The following is a 10,399-nucleotide window of genomic DNA, read 5'->3' on the forward strand; positions in this document are numbered from 1 at the left end:
AATCCTTGTGAGAGCTTTTGGCCTAAAGGTTGTAGGTTGGCTCAACCCAACCTACGAATGATTAGATAAATTTATCATGTTCAGTACGGGAGCGCTAAATTCATCTACCTAAAGACAGAAAAATCTCAACAAATATTGCCATCTTGGTGATTTTCAATTTGCTGAATCCTTCATAAGAAGGAAGTATTAGAACTGATATCTATCTAAAGTAGGTGCAAAGCTGGATGTAGATACTACAGGAAACAACGTCGAGCAAGATACGGTTGAGGCAACAGACACAGTACGTCGCCAATAGTTAGATATAAAAACAGAATGGGAATCGGATATAAAAAAACGTAATCCGCTTTAACTCAGCCAAATAGTCTCGTTAAAAATGTAAAAATCAGGAGGAGATTTATCATGTCTAATCGCAGGCCTTTACCGTCAATCAGCGTAGCCTTTTTAGCTTTAGCCGTTAGTGTCAGTGGCACTGGTTTTGTGCTAAGTTCCCAGCAAGTTGCTGCTCAACAAGCTAAATCAAAATTTCCTGATGTACCGCAGAATTACTGGGCGCGTCCGTTTATTCAGTCCTTAGCTGAAAAAGACATTGTTACCGGATATGTAAACGGAACTTTTAGACCAAACCAGGCGGTGGATCGGGATGAATTTTCGGCGATGATCCGCCAAGCTTTTAATCGAGCCAGCATTAGAAAGATACCGAGTGGAAGTTACTTTAAGGATGTGCCTAAAAACTACTGGGCAGAAACTCCGATTCAAGAAGCTTATGAAGCGGGATTTATGAATGATTTTCCCGGAAATGAGTTTCGTCCGAAGCAGCCCTTGACTAAGGCACAAGCATTAGTAGTGTTAATGAGGGGTTTAAATATGGATTACAATCCCCCTGTTGTCAAAACCGATCGAGCTGCTGCAACTCCAGCAACGCAAACTCCAGTAAATAAACGTCGAATTGCTAGGAACCGTTTGGCATTTCCCCTCGCAGCGACTGTTTTGATGCAGCCGTTATTACCTGTAGTGGCAAAGCTGCAGCCTGCGGTGGCGCCCGCATCTAAACCGGCTAAGGCTGTTCCACCAACAACGACAAAAGCTGCAACTGCGCCTGCTAAAAATTCGGCATTAGATTTTCTCAATTCGTACTATAAAGATGCCGAGAAACTTCCTAAATATGCGGTTGAGCCAGTGGCAGCAGCGACAAAGGCAAAGATAGTGGTCAACTATCCAGATCCCAGAGTTCTTAATCCGAATGAGTTGCTCAGTCGGGGTAGTGCTACTGCCCTAATTCATCAAGCATTGGTCAATCAAGGTCAGATAGAACCGCTTCCAGACAAGGATAGTGCTAAGTACATTCCTACGAGCCCACGTCGCTAGTTCTCGCATCAACATTAACTTTTTTATCCCTGGATTCGATTGACTCGAAACCAGCGATAGCCGTAGGCTTCTAAGGGAATAGAGGGCGAGTCGGCATCGAGAGATTCATACAGCCGATCGCCAAATAAATCGCACAGATGGCTGTATTCGTTAGATTTGAGCGTAGCGGTACAAGGTTTGTCGGCTAGATTGTGGACAGCAATCACCGTCCTGCCTTGCCAGTCGCAGCAGTGGGCTAACACCGAGGGAGAGTCGGTTTCGAGAATGTGCCACTTGCCCCTACCCAACTCAGGACATTGCTTGCGGATGCTGATTGCACGTTCCATCCAGTTAATTAATGAGGCAGGATCGCGCTGCGCTGCGACGACATTGACTTGTTTGTAACCGTATTCTCCGTTGGCGATCGCAGGTCGGGCCAGGGCATCACTTGCAGCCGTCGAGAAGCCACCATTCGCTGCATCTGACCATTGCATCACCGTGCGAACGCTGTCTCGACCTTCCAGCGAAAGGTCATCCCCCATGCCAATTTCTTCGCCATAGCGCAGCATGGGTGTACCAGGCAGGGTGAAAAGCAAACTGTAGACCAGTTCAACCCGGCGACGATCGCCTCCCATCATCGGTGGTAAGCGACGACGAATCCCGCGCCCGAAAATTTGCATCGTTTCATCAGGGGCAAACGCTGCAAAAATTTCCTCTCGTTCCGATGAAGTAATGCGGTCTAGCGTCAGTTCATCATGATGGCGCACAAAATTAAGCCACTGACAAATATCAGGAATATCCGGTAAGGTTTTTAGTCCCTCGCGCAATGCGGTGGATTCTTGACGCGCCAGGGCCAAAAACAGATGCTGGTTCAGCAAAAAGTTGAACAGGATGTGCATTCTGTCGCCCTTAGCAAAGTAGATAGAAATTTGCTCGCGATCGACATTTGCTTCGGCCAGCAACACTGCATCACCCTGACGCGATGACACAAACTCTCTCATTTCTTCCAAGAAACCTCGCAGCTTTTCGGGATCCGCACCTTCGATGCCAATTCCTTTAATTAAAAAGGGAACAGCATCAATGCGAAATCCAGACACGCCCAGTTCTAGCCAGAAACCCATAATTTTGCAGATTTCTTCTCGTACCGCCGGATTGCCAATATTCAAATCTGGCTGTTCTTTATAAAAGTGATGCAAATAGTAAGCGTTTGCTTGTTCGTCGTACTCCCAAATACTGTCCTCGGCATCGGGAAACACCAGCAACTCTGGATCAGTTTGGGGTGGATTTTCTGACCACACGTAGTAATTGCGATACTTGGAGTTTTTATCGCTTTTGGATGCAACAAACCAAGGATGCTGATTGGACGTATGATTTACTACCAGATCGATCAGCACGCGAATTCCTCGTTCCCTTGCTTGGTGCATGAACTCGACAAAATCTCCCAGGGTTCCCAGTCTCGGATCAATGTTGTAGTAATCCATCACGTCATAACCATTGTCCCGGTTAGGGGAAGGATAAAACGGCAGCAACCACAAACAAGTAATTCCTAACGCGGATAAATAGTCTAGGCGGTTGATCAGTCCCTGAAAGTCGCCGACACCATCGCCGTCAGAGTCCATGAATGTTTCAACATCAAGGGAGTAGACAATTGCGTTTTTATACCAGAGGTCTTTCATTGCAGTAAATTTCCTCATAGAGAAACTGTGTAACTTGGCTGTGTTCAGAAATCAGGTCACAGGGCTATTTAGGAAGCTGAATGCCACTGGTATAGCTCATTTTTCGGAATAGGAGCCTAAGTCCTGTTTGTCCCAATTAAAAATACATCTCTCAATATAAAGGTAGATGAAATATCTATCAAGATAATAAATAAATTACGTTTTTTCAATTAAAAAACGGTCGATCCGGCTGACTACCATTAGCAGGAGCGATCGCTACCAATTTCCGATTCGATGTTCATCCAAATAGCCGAGTTGTTTAGCTTGTAGCTGCACTGCCTTCGCTCTCTTTCGCCAAGACAGTGCAGCAGCATAAACATTAGTTAAATCGGTCAGCCTTTGTCAGTCCTGACGACATAGGAGCTGTGTTTCCCTTTAGCGATCGCCAATGCTGCCAATTACTCTTCTACCCAATTGAGTAATCCAAGAGAAGTAACAGCTCCAAAAAAGTGAGCGCCAATCAGATTGACGTTTGCCATCGTCACAAAAATATCTAGGGAACGAATCACATTTTCTGGCGAATAAGCTGTCATCGCTTGGGGCTGACTAAGAGTTTTTGCGAGGACTAAAGCAACTGTTTCTTCAGAAGCAACAAAGGCGATTAATACCCCCACCAAACTAGAAACTAATCCAATCCGTAAGGTGTGAGTAATATGTTCTTTGCTGGGATATACCTGGGAATTTTCGGCGTGCAAAAGTCTGCCTAACAGCCTATAGCGAAAATCCCAAAATATTCTAAAGCACAGCAATAAAAGACCAACAACCGCTAAAAATACCCCGAAACCAATACCTGCATTATTGGTTTGGTCGCTCATGTTGCGACCCAACATAGCAAATAATAAAACAATGCCGGAAACAGCACCCAAGAATAACTGTATCCAGAAGCTAAATCTACTAAACAAGCGAAAAGTTGCGACGAATTCGCTTTGGGTCAGCGGTTGCGGCAAGGATTCTGGTTGATTCATTATATACACCTTATTGCTGAATTGAGCATCAAAATAAACTAGGTAAGAAATAGGTTCTGCTTGTCTTCCTGTCGCAAGCGATCGCCTTGTGGTTAGCTATTAGAGTTTTCCTGAAAAGTCAGTTAAGGGCAAGCAGGATGCCTGATGTGTGGGAACCGAATCAGGCAATTTCCGGTAAATAAAAGGTTGAACTCAACACAGCAACTGTCGTTGTGGTTGATTTGATTTTCCTAAAATCCTCCCGTTCTGAACAATCAACTTCTTGCGACAATGGGAATTTAGAGTCTCAAAAATCGAATTAGGCAAAACGTCTCTTGTTTCTGTTCACCATTTCAAAATCTTGCTTCTATCTCTATTTAATCTAACTAGCCCAACCTTGCCATCTGTCGGAGGCAATAAGAAAATATCTATCTGATGAAAGATGTTTGAAGAAAAAATGATGAATTTGCGAGTTAAGTGCGATCGCTCGGACTATTGACGATAGATGCTTGATTCCCAACAGCCGCACTGGGGCCCATCCATTCTTGCAACGTCCATAAGCTAGTTAGGGCAGCTATCGCAGCTCCCAAACTATCCATAATCAAATCAATAATCGTATCATCCAGGCTCTCAATCACTTCGGTTGAGAGAACAATACCAGCAGTCCACTCGGCAACTTCCCACAAAGCACCAATCGCAATCCCAAAACTGGTTATTGTTAGCAAGTACAGCAGTTTGTGGTTGCTAAAAATAGTCAGCATTGAACTGTATGCTAAAAAACTCAATGCTAAAGTCACGGCAAAAGTCGTGAAAGCATGAACAATTTCATCATAAAGTCCCGGTTGGTAAAACAGTCCCCAAACCCAGCCTCCGGCGTTGAGTAAGGCAGCAAGCACAAACAGGAAATCAAAAAGCGTTGGCAAGTGAGTGTCCATCACCACAAACGCCAGGGATGCTACTAAGAATAAGGCTAACCCCAAGGCATTTTGCCATTTTCCCTGACTCAGAGCAGCTATTACTGCTATTGTTAATAACGCCTGTCCTACCCAACCTGCAACTCGATAGCCACGCCAGTTTGTAGTCATCATCACTCTCCTTCTATCTTAAGCTCACACATCCCCGACTTCTTAGATAAATCGGGTTTTTCCATGCCCTTTATGTGGTTTATTTGAATTCATTTTCTAGAGGTCTTCTTGAGCAACTTGGGCATGGTTTAAGGCAGCGACTAAGGTAACTCCGCCTAAAATATTACCAATTAGGGTAGGTATCATGAATTTGCCAAAATATTCTTGCCAGGAAACAGCTTTAATTGCCACTGCATAGAAAACTTCCACCGATCCGGCAATAATATGAGGAAATTCACCTAGCCCAACCAGGGAAGTGATGATAACAATTACCCACAGTTGGGAAGACTCAGCGGCGGGGAGAAGCCAGACCATTAAAGCAATTAACCAACCAGCAAAGATTGCCCGCAATAAAGTTATCCCAAATCCTCCCTTGATAACTCTTAAACCTATTTCGCCAAACGCTGTTTGAATTTCAGGCGGGAAGACTCCAACCTGTGCAACTATTGAGGCAAATATGAATGCACCTAACAAATTGCTGGCTAACACGATTCCCCATAATCGCAGCACTCGCATAAAAACTTTGCGTCTGCGATCGCTTAACAAAGGCAGAATGACAGTCAGGGTATTTTCAGTGAACAATTGCTGACGCCCCATCACCACAATGACAAAGCCGATACTGTACCCAAGGCTGACAATGATGGAACTCCAAGATTGCTGGGGTAAATTTGCTTGGAGTACACCTTGAGCCACCAGGGAAAATCCCATAGATAGTCCTGCGGCTAATCCAGACCAAGCTAGGGCTGAAACTGGACGCAACAACTCACTTTCACCCTCAATCCTAATCGTTTCGTGAATGATTAAGGCAGTGGGACGGATGCGCTCGATGATCTCTTCACGATCGCGATCGCTTAGTTCCAACTTTTGTTGACCCAGCAATTCTATTGCTTCGCTTGCTCGATCGCCTTTTTGTGTCATCTCGCTCTTGTTAAATTATATGAACTTCGTAGTTCTCAGGATACAAACTAAACAATAGCGACGCGCCTAACCTGAGAATGAGCTTTGGGTTTGTCTAAAAAGTGTCTGTAGAGAAAAAATAGTTGTGCAACATCTATCTTAAGTTTGGTGATTTTAAAATTGAATGTAAAAGCAATATATCTTAAGTAAGATATTTGGCTATTTGCTTTAATTTTGCACAATCTTTGCCATACAGAGGTGTAGGGTGAAAATGTAAGAGTGGCAGTCTTAGGAGGTATCTTTGTACAAAATTAATTCCTTGAGTACAAGAAAAGCTGACCAATTCAAAAATTAAACCACGAACGCGATTGTGGATGATTCTAGCTGGTTCGCTCGCTGTAATTGGGAAGGAAAAGTCCTCTCTCAAACTTGAGAACCTAGTCAAGCCTGAGTGCGATCGCATTCGTGGTGGAAATTGCCGTTTTTTTGGGACTAGCAGCAGTTTTTTTGGCTTGGCGCGTACCCTCATTTGCAATTGGCCAATACCTGCTGTGAGTTTTACGTTGGCAGAATATCATGCAAGTGGCTCCGGCATTCACTTCAATCTGCGGGATTTTGGGGTCTATAAAGATAGTACCGCACAAGATTGGAGTCAGGAAATAGAAATTAGCCAAAGTCAGCGGCTGATGAATTTGGCTTCAGCAGAATACAGTGAGGATTCGGAATTGATGCGAGCGCTCACTCTCGCTGGAGAAAGTTTAGCCAAAAAAATATCCCTGCTAGAGTTAAGTGTTGGTGAATAGAGAGGCTTTTGTTGTGAGTTTAGGAAAGTGGATCGGTTTTTTGGCTTTGGTAACCTCGCTCTATATTTTGTGGACAATTAGAACGATTGTTTTACTGTTTTTTACCGCCGTAATTTTAGCGATCGCTCTCAACCGTTTAGTGCGAAGATTGCAGCAGTCGGGTGCGAAGCGGGGAGTGGCGATCGCCTTAGCCGCTGCGATTCTAGTCACAGCGAGCGCTGTCTTGGTAACTCTCATCGTAACGCGCCTGAGCAATCAATTTCAAGAGTTGTCCCAACTCGTCCCGCTAGGAATAGAAAAACTGCGAGTTTGGTTCTATTGGTTGCAAGCAAGATTACCGGGACAAATTTTTGATAACCTTCCCAGTATTGACGATTTAACCCAAGAAATTAAAACGCTCTTTCGGTGGACAACTTCGCATATTTATCAGTTGTTTTCCAACTATCTAAGCTTGATTCTTAATACCTTATTAATTACCGTTTTGACAATTATGCTTCTGGTAAATCCGATGCCATACCGGCACGCAATTATCAGCCTTTTTCCGGCTTTTTACCGTCAGCGAGCCGATGAAATTCTCTCAAAATGCGAAGAGGGTTTAATGGGTTGGTTGGCCGGCGTTGCATTAAGCATGAGTTTTATTGGTATTACTAGCATTATTGGTTTGTTTGTTTTGCAAGTTCCACTGCCTTTTGTGAACGGGCTTCTGGCATTCATATTAGCCTTAATTCCCTATATGGGCGCAATGTTAAGCGTAATTCCACCGCTGCTGCTGGCTTTATTAGATTCGCCTGCAAAAGCAGGCGCGGTGTTGTTGCTTTATTTCCTAATTCAACAAATTGAAGGCAACTTGATCACACCTATCATTATGGAAAAGCAGGTATCTCTGCTTCCCGCTTACACCTTAGCTCTCGTGACAGTATTCGGATTTTTCTTTGGTTTTTTGGGATTATTTTTAGCCCTACCAATTCTAATTGTTATTCAAATTTGGGTTAAAGAAGTTTTAATCAAAGATATACTAGACCCCTGGCAGACTGCTCCATCAGGGAAGCCATTGGATAACCCATAAAGCTATATTTGTCAAGCCCACTTAATGTGAAGTTTATCAATCCATCAATTGATGAGACTCCCGCTCAAGACAGATGACAAAAATCTCTAAACAAGCAAATAATTTAATTAATAGATAATAACATAAATTATTTGTTTAAGAACTCAGTTAACTGGAAAAGAATTCACCATCTACCTATGCCAGCAGTCGCTAACAACTAAAGTATAAAAATATGAAACCGGACAACTCACCCACCGACAGCATTAAAGACTCAATTGGACAGGCAGCTTCTCATCCCTGGTTTGAGCGACTGGCAAGATTGGGATATGCTTCCAAAGGCTTAGTTTACTTTATTGTCGGTTTTTTAGCAGCACAAGCAGTCTTTAGTACGGGTGGCAGGACAACCGATACTAGCGGTGCATTATCAGAAATTGTTAACCAACCTTTCGGTAAATTTCTGCTATTTCTTGTAACGATTGGCATTATTGGTTATGCCCTTTGGCGTATCGTTCAGACAATTCTCGACCCAGAACACCAAGGACAGAAAATGGATGCCAAGCGAATTGCCCAACGCATTGGCTACGCCTTAAGTGCTTTAGGTTACGCAGGTTTGGCTTTAACGGCTGTAAAACTGATAATGGGTTCGGGCGGTGGTAATAGCGATACAACCGAAGATTTGACCGCCCAAATTTTAGCGCAACCGTTTGGACAATGGCTGGTAGGATTGGCAGGCTCAATGGTAATTGGTGTAGGTTTTTCTTATTTCTACGAAGCATATAAAGCCAAATTTCGCCGCCATTTCAAGCTAGATGAAATGAGCCAAACCGAGCAAACTTGGGCGACACGGTTGGGTCGATGCGGAATTGCTGCCCGTGGAGTTGTTTTCGTTATAATCGGTTTTTTCTTAATTCAAGCAGCAAGGCTATCGGATGCCAGTCAAACGAAAGGATTGGGCGAGGTGTTGGGAGTTCTGGCACAACAGCCTTTTAGTCCAGTGATTTTGGCTCTAGTACCTTTGGGTTTAATTGCCTATGGCATCTACTCGGTAATTGAAGCTCGCTATCGGCGAATTTTCCGCTCATAAGCTTGCCCGTTATGCAGAAAGTTATGAATTTTGAGTACAAGATTTTTTTTACTTATCTAACTCAAAACTCATAACTTTTACAAGGCGTTTTGATAAAGTCACCTACTTTTAAGTCGGGAGATTTTAACTCAAAACTCAGGGCGGGCACGGAAGCACCGCCCCTACTCAACTCAAAACTCCTAAAAACTTATGGCAAAAATTGGTTATCATGCTTCCCATGAACAGTTTAAGCCCAGCGAACTGCTGAAATATGTCCAAATGGCCGAACAAGCTGGCTTTACCCATGCCCTTTCTTCCGATCACTTTCATCCTTGGAGTGAAGCGCAAGGACAAAGTGGTTTTGCTTGGTCTTGGTTGGGTGCAGCAATGCAAGCAACGCCGAGGCTTTCCTATCGGGTTGTTTGCGCTCCCGGACAGCGGTATCATCCGGCTATTATTGCCCAAGCTGCGGCAACTTTAGCAGAAATGTTTCCAAATCGTTTTTGGCTCACGGTTGGCAGCGGTCAAGCGTTGAACGAACATATTACTGGGGATAAGTGGCCTACTAAGAGCGATCGCAACGCGCGCCTCAAAGAATGTGTCGATATTATCCGCGCCCTTTGGGCAGGAGAAACCGTTACCCATCGCGGTTTAGTGTGTGTAGAAGATGCAAAACTCTATACCCGCCCGGAAATTCTCCCATTAATTATCGGCGCGGCAGTTACCCCAGAAACCGCAGAATGGTTGGGCAGTTGGGCAGATGGATTGATTACTACTTCTCGCCCACCTGAAAAGTTAAAAAAAGTCGTCGATGCGTTTCGTCGCGGTGGCGGAGAAGGGAAACCAATGATTTTGAAAGTGCAGCTTTCCTATAACAGTAATGCAGAGAAAGCACTACAAGGCGCTCATCATCAATGGCGTAGTAATATCTTCAAAAGCAAAATGCTGACAGAACTGATAACACCCGATCAATTTGATGCCGCCGGGGAGTTTGTGCAACCAGAGGAGTTATATCAACACGTCCGCATCTCGGCCGACAAAGAGCAGCATATTGAGTGGTTGCAAAAAGATGTTGAATTGGGGTTTGATGAACTAATTTTGCACAACGTTAACCGAGAACAAGAGCAGTTTATTGAGGTGTTTGGCGAAAAAGTAGTGCCAGCGCTGACCAAAAGTTGATTCGTAATTATGATGCTACTGATATCAATTCCGGCGGCGCCGGAATGATATCCAATCCGCGTTTCATCGTCGGGCGTAAAGTCGAATCAAGCTGCCAACAAATAATTCGCGCAATTTTTCAGTTTTTTGACTAATAGTCAACAGTCAACAGTCAACAGTCAACAGTCAACTATCACCGACGGTGCAACCGGAATCGATATGACTTACCGACTAGTACAGCTCGGCGAAAATAGAATACCCACTAAACCGCTAATACTTTACCCTTATAAGTCCACTTGAAGGGCT

General features: G+C 44.1%; 9 protein-coding genes. 5 read left to right on the plus strand and 4 right to left on the minus strand.

Annotated elements, in window-relative coordinates; all coding sequences use genetic code 11:
* Nucleotides 1-399: 399 nt before the first annotated feature.
* Nucleotides 400-1,365 carry an S-layer homology domain-containing protein gene (locus tag QUA74_RS10425; protein WP_333327760.1) on the plus strand — a complete coding sequence of 322 codons (966 nt, stop codon included), beginning with the start codon at nucleotides 400-402 and terminating at the stop codon, nucleotides 1,363-1,365.
* Nucleotides 1,366-1,388: 23 nt separating this feature from the next.
* Here QUA74_RS10425 and QUA74_RS10430 read toward each other — a convergent pair whose 3' ends face one another.
* The 4 genes from QUA74_RS10430 to QUA74_RS10445 form a co-directional block, all read right to left on the minus strand.
* On the minus strand, nucleotides 1,389-3,020 hold the full coding sequence (locus tag QUA74_RS10430; RefSeq protein ID WP_333327763.1) for an alpha-amylase family protein: 1,632 nt from the start codon (nucleotides 3,018-3,020) through the stop codon (nucleotides 1,389-1,391).
* Between the two features lie 437 nt (nucleotides 3,021-3,457).
* The gene (locus tag QUA74_RS10435; RefSeq protein WP_333327765.1) at nucleotides 3,458-4,024 is read right to left on the minus strand and encodes a DUF3611 family protein; all 567 of its coding nucleotides are present in this window, start codon (nucleotides 4,022-4,024) and stop codon (nucleotides 3,458-3,460) included.
* A gap of 452 nt (nucleotides 4,025-4,476) precedes the next feature.
* Nucleotides 4,477-5,091, minus strand: a complete 615-nt coding sequence (locus tag QUA74_RS10440; protein WP_333327768.1) for a hypothetical protein — start codon at nucleotides 5,089-5,091, stop codon at nucleotides 4,477-4,479.
* Nucleotides 5,092-5,184: 93 nt separating this feature from the next.
* Nucleotides 5,185-6,045, minus strand: coding sequence for a formate/nitrite transporter family protein (locus tag QUA74_RS10445; protein ID WP_333327771.1), 861 nt, complete (start codon nucleotides 6,043-6,045; stop codon nucleotides 5,185-5,187).
* Nucleotides 6,046-6,398: 353 nt separating this feature from the next.
* On the opposite strand from QUA74_RS10445, the gene QUA74_RS10450 reads away from it, so the two are divergent.
* From QUA74_RS10450 to QUA74_RS10465, 4 genes are all read left to right on the plus strand, one after another.
* Entirely contained in the window at nucleotides 6,399-6,827 is a 429-nt protein-coding gene (locus QUA74_RS10450; protein WP_333327774.1) for a hypothetical protein, read from the plus strand.
* Nucleotides 6,828-6,840: 13 nt separating this feature from the next.
* Nucleotides 6,841-7,893 carry an AI-2E family transporter gene (locus QUA74_RS10455; protein WP_333327777.1) on the plus strand — a complete coding sequence of 351 codons (1,053 nt, stop codon included), beginning with the start codon at nucleotides 6,841-6,843 and terminating at the stop codon, nucleotides 7,891-7,893.
* 211 nt (nucleotides 7,894-8,104) lie between these two features.
* Entirely contained in the window at nucleotides 8,105-8,956 is an 852-nt protein-coding gene (locus QUA74_RS10460) for a DUF1206 domain-containing protein (RefSeq protein ID WP_333327780.1), read from the plus strand.
* A 189-nt stretch (nucleotides 8,957-9,145) separates the two neighbouring features.
* The gene (locus tag QUA74_RS10465; protein WP_333327782.1) at nucleotides 9,146-10,114 is read left to right on the plus strand and encodes a TIGR03885 family FMN-dependent LLM class oxidoreductase; all 969 of its coding nucleotides are present in this window, start codon (nucleotides 9,146-9,148) and stop codon (nucleotides 10,112-10,114) included.
* Nucleotides 10,115-10,399: the final 285 nt, after the last annotated feature.

The organism is Microcoleus sp. LAD1_D3, from assembly GCF_036702135.1.
In the GTDB taxonomy this organism is placed as follows: Bacteria; Cyanobacteriota; Cyanobacteriia; order Cyanobacteriales; family Microcoleaceae; genus Microcoleus.

Coding starts and splice junctions, on each gene's coding strand:
- QUA74_RS10425 (WP_333327760.1), top strand. CDS start 400: ATGTCTAATCGCAGGCCTTTACCGTCAATCAGCGTAGCCTTTTTAGCT.
- QUA74_RS10430 (WP_333327763.1), bottom strand. CDS start 3,020: ATGAAAGACCTCTGGTATAAAAACGCAATTGTCTACTCCCTTGATGTT.
- QUA74_RS10435 (WP_333327765.1), bottom strand. CDS start 4,024: ATGAATCAACCAGAATCCTTGCCGCAACCGCTGACCCAAAGCGAATTC.
- QUA74_RS10440 (WP_333327768.1), bottom strand. CDS start 5,091: ATGATGACTACAAACTGGCGTGGCTATCGAGTTGCAGGTTGGGTAGGA.
- QUA74_RS10445 (WP_333327771.1), bottom strand. CDS start 6,045: ATGACACAAAAAGGCGATCGAGCAAGCGAAGCAATAGAATTGCTGGGT.
- QUA74_RS10450 (WP_333327774.1), top strand. CDS start 6,399: ATGATTCTAGCTGGTTCGCTCGCTGTAATTGGGAAGGAAAAGTCCTCT.
- QUA74_RS10460 (WP_333327780.1), top strand. CDS start 8,105: ATGAAACCGGACAACTCACCCACCGACAGCATTAAAGACTCAATTGGA.
- QUA74_RS10465 (WP_333327782.1), top strand. CDS start 9,146: ATGGCAAAAATTGGTTATCATGCTTCCCATGAACAGTTTAAGCCCAGC.